Origin of the sequence: Pseudomonas sivasensis, from assembly GCF_021391435.1 — a bacterium.
In the GTDB taxonomy this organism is placed as follows: Bacteria; Pseudomonadota; Gammaproteobacteria; order Pseudomonadales; family Pseudomonadaceae; genus Aquipseudomonas; species Aquipseudomonas sivasensis.
In genome coordinates, this window is sequence record NZ_CP090029.1 from 4,993,758 (window position 1) to 5,009,292 (window position 15,535).

The window sequence follows — 15,535 nt, forward strand, 5'->3', positions numbered from 1 at the left end:
AGGAGATACGCCTATGGCCACCTTTGAACCCGGTCACCTGCACGTCGAACGTCACGCCCTTAACAAGGACGACTACAGCTACAACCTGTGCATTGACTATGAAGTCAGCCAGGACCCAAAGGAAGGCACGGGCATGCTGTTCAAGCTGCACGGCTCGGTGCAGGGTAAGGACATCAACGAAGAGTTCTATCTGCCCAAGGACCAGGCCTTCGACTTCGCGCGGCACGCGATGAACATCGCGCAGAAGTACGGGATGCCGAAGATCGCAGTGTTGAATGGCTCGATGCACAAGCAGTACGACCAGATGTTCGAGGATGTGCGGCATCAGCTGGATGTGAAATCCGGCGACCCGATCAAGCCTGAGCACTTAGAATAACTGACACAACCCTGCTCCAAATGTGGGAGGGGGCTTGCTCCCGATGGCGGTGTGTCAGCTGGAAATACGCTGACTGACACCCTGCTATCGGGGGCAAGTCGAATCGTCGCTCCGCCCCTCCCACATTTTGATCTACATGCGCGCCAAGGCATACTTGCCGCCTCCCGCTCCCCAGAATTGTTAGCGCCCCATGCGTATCCACGTCAGCTTCATCGACCGCGTCGGCATTACCCAGGAAGTCCTGGCCTTGCTCGGTGGGCGCAATCTCAACCTGGATGCGGTGGAAATGGTGCCGCCCAACGTCTATATCGACGCCCCGACGCTGAGCGCCGAGGTACTGGAAGAATTGCGCGACGCGCTGTTCAGCGTTCAGGGCGTGCAAGCGGTAAGGGTGGTGGACATCCTCCCCGGCCAACGCCGCCACCTGCAACTCGATGCTTTGCTGGCAGCGATGACCGACCCGGTGCTGGCCCTGGACAGTGCGGGCAAGATCCTGCTGGCCAACCCGGCGCTGATTGCGTTGTACGGGCGCGAACCGGCCGGAGAAAGTATCGCCGAGCTTTTCAATGACACGGCGTTGCTCGATACCTTGCTGGAGCAGGGCTTTCGCCTGCCCTTGCGCGAGATCAGCATCAACGGTCAGACCTGGCTGCTGGACGCCACGCCGATCACCGACGCCGGCGCCCTGCTCACGCTGTACCAACCCAACCGCATCGGCGAACAACTGTCGGCGCTGCACCACGACCACGCCGAAGGCTTTGATGCGCTGCTCGGCGAATCACCGGCGATCCGCACCCTCAAGGCACGCGCCCAACGGGTCGCGGCACTGGATGCGCCACTGTTGATCCAGGGCGAAACCGGCACCGGCAAAGAGCTGGTGGCGCGCGCCTGCCACGCTATCAGCACGCGCCACAGCGCACCGTTTCTGGCGTTGAATTGCGCGGCGCTGCCGGAGAACCTCGCCGAAAGCGAGCTGTTCGGTTATGCCCCCGGCGCCTTCACCGGTGCCCAGCGCGGCGGCAAGCCGGGGCTGATGGAGCTGGCCAACCAGGGCACGGTGTTCCTCGATGAAATCGGCGAAATGTCGCCGTACCTGCAAGCCAAGCTGCTGCGCTTCCTCAATGACGGCAGTTTTCGTCGGGTGGGTGGCGACCGTGAAGTGAAGGTCAATGTGCGCATCCTCAGCGCCACCCACCGCGACCTGGAAAAAATGGTCGCCGAAGGCACGTTCCGCGAAGACCTGTTCTACCGCCTCAACGTGCTCAACGTCGAAGTACCGCCGCTGCGCGAGCGTGGCCAGGACATTCTGTTGCTGGCGCGTTACTTCATGCAGCAAGCCTGCGCGCAGATCCAGCGTCCGGTCTGCCGCCTGGCGCCAGGCACCTACCCGGCGCTGTTGGGCAATCGCTGGCCAGGCAATGTGCGCCAGTTGCAGAACGTGATCTTCCGCGCCGCCGCCATCTGCGAAAGCAGCCTGGTGGACATCGGCGATCTGGACATCGCCGGCACCTCGGTGGCACGCCAGAGCGACGGCGAAGTCGACAGCCTCGAACAGGCGGTCGAGGACTTCGAACGCGGCCTGCTGGAGACACTCTACGTCAGCTACCCCTCGACCCGACAACTGGCCAGCCGCCTGCAGACCTCTCACACCGCCATCGCCCATCGCCTGCGCAAGTACGGCATTCCCGGCAAATCCTGAACCCAATCGTCACCAGAACGCCCGCCGCCCTCGGTGCTTGACCGAGTCAGTTGCGCGAAAGAACAGCCGCTCGGCCATGGGCGCGCTGATGCGCGAGTAATAGATCGCGACCACATCCGAATCGGTCTTGTCGGCCAGGCTGCGGAAACTAGTGAAGCGCTGCTCCGGAAGTTTCAGATGCCCGGCCTTGAAATCGGCATCCGCTGCGGTGGGCGTCAAATAATGAAAGTGCGCGTACGCCAGCACCCTGCCCTGCTTGTCCTTGACCACATACTCCTGCAAAAAATCATCGACGCGCTTGAGGGCAATACGCCCCTCGATGCGCACGATCTGCAGTTGGTCTTGAGCATGAAGCCAGGCGATCCCGCTTTCATTGGGCGGCATACGCTTGATCATCTCGATGCGCAACAATCGCCCCTGTTCCAGGTACCGCCGCGCGGCCTTCTCCAGATCATCCAACAACGTCTGCGACACAACATCGGGCGCGGCTGGCAGCGCCTTGCGCAACTTGTCGGCAACCGCCCGGACGGTCGCGGATTGCCGCGTCAGCCGCGCCTCAACGTTCTCCGGCGGGGTATTGCCGAGCGCCTCATTGCGCGCCTGTTGCAGCACCATGGGTTCGCGTTGCAACAAACGGCGGGCGTCGCCCTTGAGGTTTTCCAGGGACCGTGTCGGACGCGGCACAACGGGCGCCGCCTCGGCAATCGCTTCGAACTCAGTTGAACCGGCCCGCTCCTGCAAACTGACCACCACGCGCTGATCAACCGGGCTGATCAGGTCGACGATCTCTTCACCCGAATCCGGCGTACGCGCACGCACCCGCCCCAGTTGGTAGCGTTTTTTCGAGTCACGGACCAGCCGTTGATCGGCGCCAGGGCGTCGCAATGCCGTAGCCTGGGGGCTACCCTCCTGCTCGCGCAGCAGTTTGGCCAACGATATTCGGGACTCTTGATCCAGGCTGAGGATTGTCGACTCCACAGGCACTTCAATGTCGCTGTGAATCACCTCCGGCAGTGCTTCGCGGTACTCCGCGAGTATCGCCAGGGTGCTGGCGTACTCGTGCAGAATCGCCCGAATACCTTCAATGCGCTGCCGCACACTGAGCACGCCCGCTTCATCAATGGTTTTTTGCGACTGGGCCGATTGAATCGCCTCGTCGATCGCCCACTTGACCCGCATGCAATCGTCGTGTTCTTCGGGCGTCGGCCGTCGACGCCAGATCATCTGTTTGAGGGTCTGCAACTGCAGCGTCCTCCAGTCGAGCGGCGCACCATAGGACGAAGGCGCCAAGTCGCCGACGAAGGATTTATAGCCAGGTATACCCTGCAAACGCTGGTAGAACACCCGTTCCCAGAAGCTCAGGTTAACCATGGATTGCTGAAACTCGCCGATCTTATGCGCTTCTTCGTTCAGCACACGCTCGGCGGCCTGGGACACCGTCACGTCAGCATCCTCAAACTGCGCGGTCACTTGCTCTATGCGCGCTGGTGGCAACTGCTCCTCACGACGATTGAAGGTCAATACGTACATGCGTCGGCGCATGGTTTCCAGCATGGTCTTCAGTTGCGCGCAATGCTCTCTTTCAAAACCATCCATGGGCTTAATGCTGTTCTTGCGGATAAGCAGATTGAGTTGTTTTTGTTGCGCGCCCTCTTGTTTTTCCATTTCCGCCAAAAAGCGCATCCTGGCATCGCGCCGGTGCTGGTCGGTAAATTGCCCTTGAGCGCTTGAATGGGCCTTTTCGCACAGGCTTTCGGCCGCCTTCACTTTGCGTTCGCACGCTATGAGTTCAGCGACAGCCGCGTCGTACTCATCCTTAATCAAGAGACTCTTGCGCTCGACTTGCGCATAGCGCCGCGCAGCCGGGCTTCTCTTCTGCCCACCGAGCAAGCGCAGGCCGAGGTCGATTGTCCATACGTCATCCGCGCTCTTTCTGAGCCACGGCCCCAGGCGCTGGGAATCCCTGAGATCAGCTATTCGCCAGCCACCTTCCACTGCCGTCACGCCGTATACCTTGCTGTCGAGCAACGTGTAGTTTTCCTGGCTCGCAGCGCCACCGTCGCGCAGCACTTGGACCTGGCCGCGCACCGGGCTGTCGGCCGAGAACACCGCGGGCCTGTCGGGCCCACGCTCTCCCCGACCAGGCGCCCACTGGAAGGTCTCAAGCTTTGCCTGCTGCTGCGGATTGAGCTTGAGCCGTGAATTAGCCCAGGAATAATCCATAGCGGTGATATCCGCGAGCGAACGCGGCCAGGCAAACGTCGACGTTGGTTGGCGAACGTGGCCGACCGGGATGACGTCCGTGGTGTGCACCGTGCCGGTGGTGACGGCTTTGCTCGCACTCAGGCCCAAACGTTCATCCAGTTTGACCACCGGGCTCAGGAGCAACCCGGCCAGGCTACCGATCAGTTCGGTGAGGGCAGCGGCGGCGTCTTCCTGGCTGGCGTCTGGCGGCAGCGCCAGGACCGTGCGAAACGTCTTGAAGGTTTGAAACAGCCAGCCCGCGACCGCCACCGGCCCGCGAATCATGGGCAGCAGCGCATTGAACAATTGCCACAGATCATTCTTGAACACGGCCCAGCGCAACGCCTCGTTGGACGCCGACTGCTTCACCGCCAGTTGCCAGAGGCTGTGGGCGTTTTCATCGAACACGACCGCCAGAAAATCACCGGATATCACTTCATCACTGAGCAGGACCGGGCTTGAAGTGGGCTGCGCGTCGTATTCATCCCCCGGCAGAAAACGCTGAACGTGGGGCCGCAGAAAACCGCCATTGCCGAACAACGCCCGACTGGCGTCCGGCAAGCGTTGCAGCACCAGGCGCTGCAGATCGCTGTCGACGCGGGCGATTTCATCAAGTAGCGCCTGGCGACTGGGGAATTGTTGCAACACGGCGTCGACGTGATCCGGCCGATAAAGAATGTGGGGCAGCGGGCTGTTATCGCGCGGGCCGATCACAAACAGGTTATCCGCCTTGTGGGCACGCCCGCCGGCATGGAGCAGGAACGCCAGGGGCCGCGCCACAATCACCTCGCCACTGAGCACACGCTTGAGCGGGTCGTCCTGCAGCATCGTGCGCACCACCAGGGCGCCGGTCCGGGTAAAACCGTGGCGCCGGCGCAGGCTGTTTTCAAAGGCGCGCATGGGCAGTTGGATCGTCATCTGATCAACAAACAAGCGACGCCGACGTGGGCAGTCCACCGGGTCCGAAATCAACGCGCGCTCAAGCAGCGTCGGATAGTGCTTGCCCACGTCCACGCGTTCGATCAGTTGCTTGAGGTACGCAGCTGTCAGCCAGCCGGGCACGCTTTCCGGCTGGGTCTGATGGCTGATCTGCACGCTGGCATATGCCGTGACGAAGGGGTTTTCCAGCGACCATTGGGTCAAGGTCCTGGCGGTGCGTTGGGTCCAGCCAACGGTGCCGCCCTGGGTGCGCTCGAAGGTCAGTTGGTAATCATCCGGGTCGATGATCGCCTGGCCGGGGCGGTCCAGGCGCATTTGCCGGCGCAGGGCGTTGCGCGCGTAGACATCTATTGAGTCGAGGCCATCCAGAAATGATGCGCCACCGGTGGTTTGCTGCAGGCGCTCAAGCCACTGGCCATAAACCAGACGATCTGCGCTGCCGGCCAGTTGCAACCAGAGCGGCAACTGTTCTTCGTGGGGTTGTTGCAGTGCGTCGGGGTCGAACCAGGCCAGCGGTGAGGTGAGTGAAATGAACAACTGTTCATAACTGCCAATCTCCGGCAGTGCCGACCAATCGACCCGATACAGGCTGCGTAACTGGCGCTCCAACAACGTCTGGGCCAGGGCATCGAACACGTTGCCCTCGGGCTCACGCAGCACCCAGTGGACGGGAACCCCGGGCAAATAGTGGTTCATATAGCGCGGCAACAGATTGCCCAACGCGTCGAGGTTATCGAGCGTCAGCAGGTTCAGCGCCGGGACGTACAGCAGCGTGACACGCTGGCCCTGCACCTGACGTTGCAACACCAGCAAAGGCAGCCATTCGCCCTGGCGTTCGTTCTGGACCGCAAACACCTGATAGATCCGCAATACATGCGGCTGGCCCAACGCTTCGCGATCCGCGCGGTCGCTCCAGACCTGGGTATGTTCATCGCCCTGCCCCAGCAGCGCGCGCGCGTGCTCCGAGCTTAGTGGCGGGTTCTGCCGCGCCGTCATCAGGCACGCACGCAATTGGCGGCCGACCGCGTCCCAGCGACTGTGCGCCGAACCGTCCGACACGCGCTCGTTCCAGTAGTCCACCAACCGCTCGGCAAACCCCTCCAGCACACCGGGGGCCAGGGCGTTGAGCATCTGTTCGATGTCGTCCACGGTGATCGCGTCGGTCACCGCCTCGAACACCCGCTCGCCCGAGCGAGTCAGCAGTTGATGATGGCCTGGCGTGTAGTTCAGCGCTTCGCCGCTCATGCAGCGTTTGATCAGCGCATCGCTCAACGTGATGAGCTGTGTGTAACCACCGCCAGCCTGTATCACACCGATCCAAGCAGTGGGCGCCCGCAGGCGCGCACCGACGAACCGCTCCTCCAGCCAGCCCTGGATCATGGACTGGGCCACAGCGGTCAGGCTCAAGCGATGGGCAAACACTTTGGATAAGTAATCGCGGGACATCCGCGCCTGGGTGAGCTCCGGAGAATTTGCAGTTGAAGCACGCATGGGATGCATCCTGATAACGAGATCACGGCACGTTAAAGCGTCAGGGAACGCCCAAAGCAGTACATCTATCTTGCACAAAGGGCTGAAAGCGACCTTCACCGTACTGAAAGCGCTACAGCGGAACGATATCGCTACAGCCCTGCTTTTTACGCGCCATGCAAGGCTTTGATCCACATAGGCTTTTTTTCGCGCACCGCACTGTATCGAAATCGCTACAGCCGCCGTGGCCAACGTTGCAGACTTAATTATTAAGCTATTGATTTATAAAGGATTAACAACATTGGCCGCGATCTTGCTAAGTAACTCCCCATTATTCCAATCCCGTCCACCAGACGAATCTGGCCCTGAGGAATTTCCATGAGCGAGTTGCGTTTTACTGAAGATCACGAATGGCTGCGTGCCGAAGCCGATGGCAGCGTCACCGTGGGCATTACCGCATTTGCGCAGAACGCGCTGGGTGATGTGGTTTTCGTGCAACTGCCTGAGCTGCAGACCTATGACAAGGGCGCCGAAGCGTCCACCGTGGAGTCGGTAAAAGCTGCCAGCGGTGTGTACATGCCGTTGGACGGTGAAGTCCTCGAAGTGAACGACAAGCTCGATGGCAGCCCGGAACTGGTCAACGAAGATCCGATGGGCGAAGGCTGGTTCTTCCGCTTTAAACCGGCCGATGCCGACGCAGTGGCTAAGCTGTTGGATCAGGATGCGTACGACCGCCTGATCAAAGCCAACGCTGAAGCCTGAGGAGCGCACCATGACGATCAATCTCAGCACCGCTAACGAATTCATCGCCCGCCACATCGGCCCGCGCCAGGAAGATGAGCAGCACATGCTCGCCAGCTTGGGCTTTGACTCCCTGGAAGCCCTGAGCGCCAGTGTGATCCCGGAAAGCATCAAGGGCACCAGCGTGCTCGGCCTGGAAGACGGCCTGAGCGAAGCCGAGGCCCTGGCGAAGATCAAGGCCATCGCCAGCCAGAACCAACTGTTCAAGACCTACATCGGCCAGGGCTACTACAACTGCCACACGCCGTCACCGATCCTGCGCAACCTGCTGGAAAACCCAGCCTGGTACACCGCCTACACTCCGTACCAGCCAGAAATTTCCCAAGGCCGCCTGGAAGCGCTGCTGAACTTCCAGACCCTGATCAGCGACCTCACCGGCCTGCCGATCGCCAACGCCTCGCTGCTGGACGAAGCTACTGCCGCTGCCGAAGCCATGACTTTCTGCAAACGCCTGAGCAAGAACAAAGGCAGCAACGCCTTCTTCGCCTCGGTGCACAGTCACCCGCAGACCCTCGACGTGCTGCGTACCCGCGCCGAACCGCTGGGCATTGATGTGGTTGTGGGCGATGAGCGTGAACTGACCGACGTCAGCCCGTTCTTCGGCGCCCTGCTGCAATACCCGGCCAGCAACGGTGACGTGTTCGACTACCGCGAACTGACCGAACGCTTCCACGCCGCCAACGCATTGGTAGCCGTGGCCGCCGATCTGCTGGCCCTGACCCTGCTGACCCCTCCGGGCGAATTCGGCGCCGACGTCGCCATCGGCAGCGCGCAACGCTTCGGCGTGCCGCTGGGCTTCGGTGGCCCTCACGCGGCGTACTTCTCCACCAAGGATGCGTTCAAGCGCGACATGCCGGGCCGTCTGGTCGGTGTGTCTGTTGACCGCTTCGGCAAGCCGGCCCTGCGCCTGGCCATGCAGACCCGCGAGCAACATATCCGCCGCGAGAAGGCCACCAGCAACATCTGCACAGCCCAAGTGCTGCTGGCCAACATCGCCAGCATGTACGCCGTGTACCACGGGCCTAAAGGCCTGACCCAGATCGCCCAGCGCATTCACCAACTGACCGCGATCCTGGCCAAGGGCTTGACCGCGCTGGGCCTGAAGGTCGAGCAGCAACACTTCTTCGACACCCTCACCCTCAACACCGGCGCCCACACCGCCGCCCTGCACGATAAGGCCCGCGCCCAGCGCATCAACCTGCGTGTGGTGGACGCTGAGCGTGTTGGCCTGTCGGTGGACGAAACCACCACCCCAGCCGATATCGAAACCCTGTGGGCGATCTTCGCCGACGGCAAGGCCCTGCCAGCCTTCGCGGAAACTGAGAGCACCCTGCCGGCCGCGCTGCTGCGCCAGTCGCCGATCCTCAGCCACCCGGTGTTCAACCGTTATCACTCCGAAACCGAGTTGATGCGCTACCTGCGCAAGCTGGCAGACAAAGACCTGGCCCTGGACCGCACCATGATCCCGCTGGGCTCGTGCACCATGAAGCTCAACGCCGCCAGCGAAATGATCCCGGTGACCTGGGCCGAATTCGGTGCCCTGCACCCCTTCGCACCGGCCGCACAAAGCGCCGGCTACCTGCAACTGACCTCCGACCTGGAAGCCATGCTCTGCGCGGCCACCGGCTATGACGCGATCTCGCTGCAGCCGAACGCCGGTTCCCAAGGCGAATACGCCGGTCTGTTGGCCATTCGTGCCTATCACCAGAGCCGTGGCGAAGAACGCCGCGACATCTGCCTGATCCCGTCTTCGGCCCACGGCACCAACCCGGCCACCGCCAACATGGCTGGCATGCGCGTGGTCGTGACCGCCTGCGACGCACGTGGCAACGTGGACATTGAAGACCTGCGCGCCAAGGCCATCGAGCACCGCGATCACCTCGCGGCACTGATGATCACCTACCCGTCTACCCACGGTGTGTTCGAGGAAGGCATCCGCGAGATCTGCGGCGTCATCCACGACAACGGCGGCCAGGTGTACATCGACGGCGCTAACATGAACGCGATGGTCGGCCTCTGCGCCCCGGGCAAGTTCGGCGGCGACGTGTCCCACCTGAACCTGCACAAGACGTTCTGCATTCCTCACGGCGGTGGCGGCCCGGGCGTTGGCCCGATTGGCGTCAAGTCCCACCTCACGCCATTCCTGCCGGGCCACGCGGCCATGGAGCGCAAGGAAGGCGCGGTCTGTGCGGCACCGTTCGGCAGCGCGAGCATTCTGCCGATCACCTGGATGTACATCAGCATGATGGGCGGCGCGGGCCTGAAGCGCGCTTCGCAACTGGCGATCCTGAATGCCAACTACATCTCCCGCCGCCTGGAAGAGCACTACCCCGTGCTCTACACCGGCAGCAACGGCCTGGTGGCGCATGAATGCATCCTCGACCTGCGCCCACTGAAAGACAGCAGCGGCATCAGCGTGGATGACGTGGCCAAGCGCCTGATCGACTTCGGTTTCCACGCACCGACCATGTCGTTCCCGGTGGCCGGCACCTTGATGATCGAGCCGACGGAAAGTGAATCCAAAGAAGAACTGGACCGCTTCTGCGACGCCATGATCGCCATTCGCGAAGAAATCCGCGCAGTGGAAAACGGCACACTGGACAAGGACGACAACCCACTCAAGAACGCTCCGCACACTGCGGCGGAACTGGTGGGCGAATGGAGCCACCCCTACAGCCGTGAACAGGCGGTGTATCCGGTTGCTTCGCTGATCGAAGGCAAGTACTGGCCGCCGGTTGGTCGGGTCGACAACGTGTTTGGTGATCGCAATCTCGTATGCGCATGCCCTTCAATCGAGAGCTACGCGTAACCTGAGGCTGAACTCAATCAAATGTGGGAGGGGGCTTGCTCCCGATGGCGGTTTTACATTCAACATCTCTGTTGACTGACGCACTGCCATCGGGAGCAAGCCCCCTCCCACACTGACCGAGTACACCCAAAACATAATAAGAAACCGGAGAACCACTCATGTCTTTAAGCGTGTTCGACCTGTTCAAGATTGGCATCGGCCCCTCCAGTTCCCACACCGTCGGCCCCATGCGCGCCGCCGCTCGATTCGTCGAAGGCCTCAAACGTGACAACCTGCTGACCACCACCTGCAGCATCAAGGTGGAACTCTACGGTTCCCTCGGTGCCACCGGTAAAGGTCACGGCAGCGACAAGGCTGTGTTGCTTGGCCTGGAAGGCGAACACCCGGACACCGTGAACACTGAAACCGTCGCCGCACGCCTGGCACAGATGCGCAGCGATGGCCGCTTGAACCTGCTCGGCGAACACAGCATTGCGTTCAACGAGAAAGAACACTTGGCGATGATTCGCAAGCCCCTCGCCTACCATCCCAACGGCATGATTTTTCGTGCCTTCGACGCTGCCAACATCCAGATTCGCAGCCGCGAGTACTACTCGGTCGGCGGTGGTTTTGTAGTGGATGAAGACGCCGCCGGTGCCGACCGGATTGTCGAAGATGCCACGCCGCTGACATTCCCCTTCAAGCACGCCAAGGACTTGCTCGGCCATTGCGCCACTTACGGCCTGTCCATCAGCCAAGTGATGCTGACCAATGAAAGTGCCTGGCGCCCTGAAGCGGAAACCCGCGCTGGCCTGCTGAAAATCTGGCAGGTGATGCAGGACTGCGTGGACGCCGGTTGTCGCAATGAAGGGATTTTGCCCGGTGGCCTGAAGGTCAAACGCCGTGCCGCCGCGCTGCATCGCCAACTGTGCAAGCACCCGGAATCGGCGCTGCGTGATCCGTTGTCGGTGCTCGATTGGGTCAACCTGTACGCGCTGGCGGTCAACGAAGAAAACGCCAACGGCGGGCGCGTGGTCACGGCGCCCACCAATGGTGCAGCCGGGATCATTCCGGCCGTGCTGCATTACTACATGCGCTTTATCCCAAGCGCGAACGAAGACGGCGTGGTGCGCTTCCTGCTCACCGCCGCCGCCATCGGGATTTTGTACAAGGAAAACGCGTCGATCTCCGGCGCCGAAGTCGGTTGTCAGGGCGAAGTCGGCGTGGCCTGTTCCATGGCTGCCGGGGCGCTGTGCGAAGTGCTGGGCGGCAGCGTGTCCCAAGTGGAGAACGCTGCCGAGATCGGCATGGAACACAACCTCGGCCTGACCTGCGATCCGATTGGCGGCCTGGTTCAGGTGCCGTGCATCGAGCGCAACGCCATGGGCTCGGTGAAGGCCATCAATGCGGTGCGCATGGCTTTGCGCGGCGACGGGCAGCATTTCGTTTCGCTGGATAAGGTCATCCGCACCATGCGCCAGACCGGTGCCGATATGAAAAGCAAATACAAGGAAACCGCCCGTGGCGGTTTGGCGGTCAACATTATCGAGTGCTGACGCCTAAAGGCGCGGCAGCACGTTTTTCAGGAGCTGAATATGTCCACCGAAACCCTGTTGAAAACCCCATTGCACGCCCTGCACATCGAACTGGGCGCACGCATGGTGCCCTTCGCCGGCTATGACATGCCGGTGCAATATCCACTGGGTGTGATGAAGGAACACCTGCACACCCGTGAACACGCCGGGTTATTTGACGTGTCCCACATGGGCCAGATCCGCCTGACCGGTGCCAATGCCGCCAAGGCCCTGGAAACCTTGGTGCCCGTGGACATCATCGACCTGCCGGTAGGTATGCAGCGCTACGCAATGTTCACCAACGAACAAGGCGGCATCCTGGATGACCTGATGGTCGCCAACTTGGGCAACGACGAACTGTTCCTGGTGGTCAACGCCGCCTGCAAGGACCAGGACTTGGCGCACCTGCGCAAACACATTGGTGATCAGTGCACCATCGAGCCGCTGTTCGAAGAGCGCGCCCTGCTCGCCCTGCAAGGCCCCGCAGCGGTGAAGGTGCTGGCGCGCCTGGCGCCGGAAGTGACCAAGATGACCTTTATGCAGTTCGCTTCGCTGCGCCTGCTGGGTGTGGACTGCTACGTCAGCCGCTCCGGTTATACCGGTGAAGACGGCTTTGAAATCTCCGTGCCTGCGGCCAATGCCGAAAGCCTCGCGCGCAGCCTGTTGGCCGAGAGCGAAGTACAGGCCATCGGCCTGGGCGCCCGCGACTCCCTGCGCCTGGAAGCCGGCCTGTGCCTGTACGGCCACGACATGAACACCGAAACCACACCGATTGAAGCCAGCCTGCTGTGGGCCATCTCCAAGGCCCGCCGTGCCGATGGCGCACGTGCCGGCGGCTTCCCGGGTGCCGACCGAATCTTCACCCAGCAGCAGACCGGTGTAAGCCGCAAACGCGTCGGCCTGTTACCCCAGGAACGCACTCCGGTGCGCGAAGGGGCAGAAATTGTCGATGAGCACGGCACTGTGATCGGCAGCGTCTGCAGCGGCGGCTTTGGCCCAAGCCTCGGCGGCCCTTTGGCCATGGGTTACCTGGACAGCGCATACATTGCACTGGATACCGAAGTCTCTGCGTTGGTGCGTGGGAAAAAGGTGCCGCTTCGTGTAAGTAAAATGCCATTCGTGCCACAGCGTTACTATCGTGGTTGATTGACTGTTCCTATAAGTAACGCGGTTGCGTTAACGTGCACTAATCTGTAACGCAACCGCCATAAAACAGTGCATTCACGATAGTTATTGTTATAGGTGTACCGCTATAACAAGTGAGCGAATCTATCGAATAAGTCCGCTCTACATTATTCAACGAAGTGTCATGAGGCCGAGCAAAACATGGGGTTTTGCAGGGCTTGTTTTTTCTCTATTAGTTGGCGTAGAGTTTGCCCACTGTGTTTGCATGGGTCGCTTGGAACCTGGACCTGGGCAGTAGCTGAAGTAGTTGTGCTACAACCCGTTCGACGTCTCTTACTTTCCTGCAACCCAGCCCAGTACTCTTTCATGTGAAAGGGGCTGTCATTAATTTATAGCGTCAAGGAAATAAGAAAATGGCTGATCGTCAGAGCGGTACCGTCAAGTGGTTTAACGACGAAAAAGGGTTTGGTTTTATCACTCCAGAAAGCGGTCCGGATCTGTTCGTGCATTTCCGCGCTATTCAGGGCAACGGTTTCAAGAGCCTCAAAGAAGGCCAGAAAGTGACATTCGTTGCGGTGCAGGGCCAAAAAGGCATGCAGGCTGACGAAGTACAAGCAGAAGGTTGATCCTTACTGCGACAAAAAGCCCCTGATATGACATCAGGGGCTTTTTTATGGACGCGATTCCGTAAAATGCGTTTTTTCCTCAGAGAATCCTGCCATGTCCAAACCCCTGCTGAGCCCCCAAGGCGAATTCCCCGCCGTTGGCCTGGGCCGTCGCCTGGCAGCGATGTTCTATGACTTCCTGTTGTGCACCGCCCTGCTGATCGTCACCGCATTTATCTACAAGCTGGTGTGGATGGCATTTCTAGGCGAAGCCAGGATGCGCACCCTCACCGAATCCGGTGCCCTGGACGGCGACCCGCTGCTGTCGACGATTCTGTTCTTTGTGCTGTTCGGCTTCTTCGCCAAGTTCTGGACCCATTCCGGGCAGACCCTGGGCATGCAGGTGTGGGGCGTGCGCGTGCAGAACGCCGATGGCTCGCGCATCAGCCTGTGGCAGGCGCTGTTGCGCTTTGTGGTGTCGATTGCGTCGTGGTTGTGCGTGGGGCTGGGGTTTATCTGGGCGTTGTTCGATAAACAGAAACGCGGCTGGCATGACATCTATTCGGACACCCAGTTAGTGCGCATCCCGAAGCAAAAGAAATAAAACCCTTCTTAATTAAAGATCTACATGTGGGAGGGGGCTTGCCCCCTATAGCGGCTCTACATTCAATATTTCTATTGACTGACACACCATCATCGGGGGCAAGCCTCCTCTCACATTTTTAACCGAGCTTGCCTCGGTTCAGGCGTTGCCCGCCAGCTTCAGGCGCGCCGCCTGGGTGAAATCCAGCATGCGCTTGAGCGGTCGAACAGCGTGAGGAATCACCGACGGCTCGACGAAAATCTCGTTGCTGCCCTCACGCAGGCACTGCAACGTGCGCTCCAGCGTGTTCATCGCCATCCACGGGCAATGCGCGCAACTGCGGCACGCCGCGCCGTTACCGGCCGTGGGCGCTTCGACGAAGACCTTGTCCGGGCACAGCTGCTGCATCTTGTAGAAGATGCCGCGGTCGGTGGCGACGATAAAGGTTTTGTTCGGCAGTCGTTGCGCCGCAGCGATCAGTTGGCTGGTAGAACCTACGGCATCCGCCAGTTCGATCACCGCGGTCGGCGATTCCGGATGTACCAGGATCGCTGCATCCGGGTATAGCGCCTTCATGTCTTCGAGCTGCTTGGACTTGAACTCTTCGTGGACGATGCAGGCACCGTCCCACAGCAGCATGTCGGCACCGGTCTGACGCTGGATGTAAGTGCCCAGGTGCTTGTCCGGTCCCCAGATGATGGTCTCGCCGTTGTCCATCAGGCTTTCGACGATTTCCAGCGCGCAACTGGAGGTCACCACCCAATCGGCTCGGGCTTTGACTGCCGCCGAGGTGTTGGCATACACCACCACCGTGCGCTCGGGATGCTGGTCGCAGAACGCCGAAAATTCATCGACCGGGCAACCAAGGTCCAGGGAGCACGTGGCTTCCAGGGTTGGCATGAGGATGCGTTTTTCGGGGGTGAGGATCTTGGCGGTCTCGCCCATGAAACGCACACCGGCGACCAGTACGGTCTTGGCCGGGTGGGCGGCGCCGAAGCGGGCCATTTCCAGGGAGTCGGAGACGCAGCCGCCGGTTTCTTCGGCCAGGGCCTGGATCACCGGATCGCAATAGAAGTGGGCAACCAATACCGCGTCCTGAGCTTTCAGCTCGGCGGCGATGGCGGCACGCAGGCTCGCCTCTTCATCGGCGCTGAGGGCCTTGGGCTGCTTGGCGTCGAGGTGGGCTTGAACCAGTAGGCGTTCAGATATCTGCGTCATGTTCGCAAGACCTGCAGGCGCAGTAGCGCGAAAGTCGAGTGTACCACCGGCTCTGGAGCCCTTCGGGCGCCGCCGGACGAAGTGATTGTGTTCATCAAGCACGGCTAAAAGTG

The 15,535-nt window shown here is 60.8% G+C and carries 10 protein-coding genes; 8 read left to right on the forward strand and 2 right to left on the reverse strand.

Annotated elements, in window-relative coordinates; genetic code table 11:
- The first annotated feature begins 13 nt into the window (after nucleotides 1-13).
- Together LRO94_RS22625 and LRO94_RS22630 are read left to right on the forward strand one after the other, a co-directional pair.
- Nucleotides 14-376, forward strand: a complete 363-nt coding sequence (locus LRO94_RS22625) for a DUF5064 family protein (protein ID WP_032890958.1) — start codon at nucleotides 14-16, stop codon at nucleotides 374-376.
- A gap of 190 nt (nucleotides 377-566) precedes the next feature.
- Nucleotides 567-2,075: a sigma-54-dependent transcriptional regulator gene (locus tag LRO94_RS22630; RefSeq protein ID WP_032890957.1), complete on the forward strand. Its 1,509-nt coding sequence runs from the start codon at nucleotides 567-569 to the stop codon at nucleotides 2,073-2,075.
- 9 nt (nucleotides 2,076-2,084) lie between these two features.
- Here LRO94_RS22630 and LRO94_RS22635 read toward each other — a convergent pair whose 3' ends face one another.
- Nucleotides 2,085-6,749, reverse strand: a complete 4,665-nt coding sequence (locus tag LRO94_RS22635) for a hypothetical protein (RefSeq protein ID WP_179179941.1) — start codon at nucleotides 6,747-6,749, stop codon at nucleotides 2,085-2,087.
- A gap of 357 nt (nucleotides 6,750-7,106) precedes the next feature.
- Here LRO94_RS22635 and gcvH point away from each other — a divergent pair, with 357 nt between their 5' ends.
- The 6 genes from gcvH (at nucleotide 7,107) to LRO94_RS22665 (ending at nucleotide 14,225) form a co-directional block, all read left to right on the forward strand.
- On the forward strand, nucleotides 7,107-7,490 hold the full coding sequence (gene gcvH, locus LRO94_RS22640) for a glycine cleavage system protein GcvH (RefSeq protein WP_032890954.1): 384 nt from the start codon (nucleotides 7,107-7,109) through the stop codon (nucleotides 7,488-7,490).
- Nucleotides 7,491-7,500: 10 nt separating this feature from the next.
- The gene (gcvP, locus tag LRO94_RS22645) at nucleotides 7,501-10,338 is read left to right on the forward strand and encodes an aminomethyl-transferring glycine dehydrogenase (protein WP_179179940.1); all 2,838 of its coding nucleotides are present in this window, start codon (nucleotides 7,501-7,503) and stop codon (nucleotides 10,336-10,338) included.
- Between the two features lie 158 nt (nucleotides 10,339-10,496).
- Nucleotides 10,497-11,873, forward strand: coding sequence for an L-serine ammonia-lyase (locus tag LRO94_RS22650; protein WP_179179939.1), 1,377 nt, complete (start codon nucleotides 10,497-10,499; stop codon nucleotides 11,871-11,873).
- Nucleotides 11,874-11,912: 39 nt separating this feature from the next.
- Complete coding sequence (gene gcvT / locus LRO94_RS22655) at nucleotides 11,913-13,037, forward strand: glycine cleavage system aminomethyltransferase GcvT (RefSeq protein WP_179179938.1); 1,125 nt, start codon at nucleotides 11,913-11,915, stop codon at nucleotides 13,035-13,037.
- 392 nt (nucleotides 13,038-13,429) lie between these two features.
- Entirely contained in the window at nucleotides 13,430-13,642 is a 213-nt protein-coding gene (locus LRO94_RS22660; RefSeq protein WP_014339904.1) for a cold-shock protein, read from the forward strand.
- Between the two features lie 94 nt (nucleotides 13,643-13,736).
- Nucleotides 13,737-14,225, forward strand: a complete 489-nt coding sequence (locus tag LRO94_RS22665) for an RDD family protein (protein ID WP_032890948.1) — start codon at nucleotides 13,737-13,739, stop codon at nucleotides 14,223-14,225.
- A 138-nt stretch (nucleotides 14,226-14,363) separates the two neighbouring features.
- On the opposite strand, the gene nadA is transcribed toward LRO94_RS22665, so the two are convergent.
- Nucleotides 14,364-15,422: a quinolinate synthase NadA gene (nadA, locus tag LRO94_RS22670; protein WP_032890946.1), complete on the reverse strand. Its 1,059-nt coding sequence runs from the start codon at nucleotides 15,420-15,422 to the stop codon at nucleotides 14,364-14,366.
- Nucleotides 15,423-15,535: the final 113 nt, after the last annotated feature.

Excerpts from the sequence above, each read along its gene's own strand:
- LRO94_RS22625 (WP_032890958.1), top strand. The coding sequence starts at position 14 with ATGGCCACCTTTGAACCCGGTCACCTGCACGTCGAACGTCACGCCCTT.
- LRO94_RS22630 (WP_032890957.1), top strand. The coding sequence starts at position 567 with ATGCGTATCCACGTCAGCTTCATCGACCGCGTCGGCATTACCCAGGAA.
- LRO94_RS22635 (WP_179179941.1), bottom strand. The coding sequence starts at position 6,749 with ATGCGTGCTTCAACTGCAAATTCTCCGGAGCTCACCCAGGCGCGGATG.
- gcvH (WP_032890954.1), top strand. The coding sequence starts at position 7,107 with ATGAGCGAGTTGCGTTTTACTGAAGATCACGAATGGCTGCGTGCCGAA.
- gcvP (WP_179179940.1), top strand. The coding sequence starts at position 7,501 with ATGACGATCAATCTCAGCACCGCTAACGAATTCATCGCCCGCCACATC.
- LRO94_RS22650 (WP_179179939.1), top strand. The coding sequence starts at position 10,497 with ATGTCTTTAAGCGTGTTCGACCTGTTCAAGATTGGCATCGGCCCCTCC.
- gcvT (WP_179179938.1), top strand. The coding sequence starts at position 11,913 with ATGTCCACCGAAACCCTGTTGAAAACCCCATTGCACGCCCTGCACATC.
- LRO94_RS22660 (WP_014339904.1), top strand. The coding sequence starts at position 13,430 with ATGGCTGATCGTCAGAGCGGTACCGTCAAGTGGTTTAACGACGAAAAA.
- LRO94_RS22665 (WP_032890948.1), top strand. The coding sequence starts at position 13,737 with ATGTCCAAACCCCTGCTGAGCCCCCAAGGCGAATTCCCCGCCGTTGGC.
- nadA (WP_032890946.1), bottom strand. The coding sequence starts at position 15,422 with ATGACGCAGATATCTGAACGCCTACTGGTTCAAGCCCACCTCGACGCC.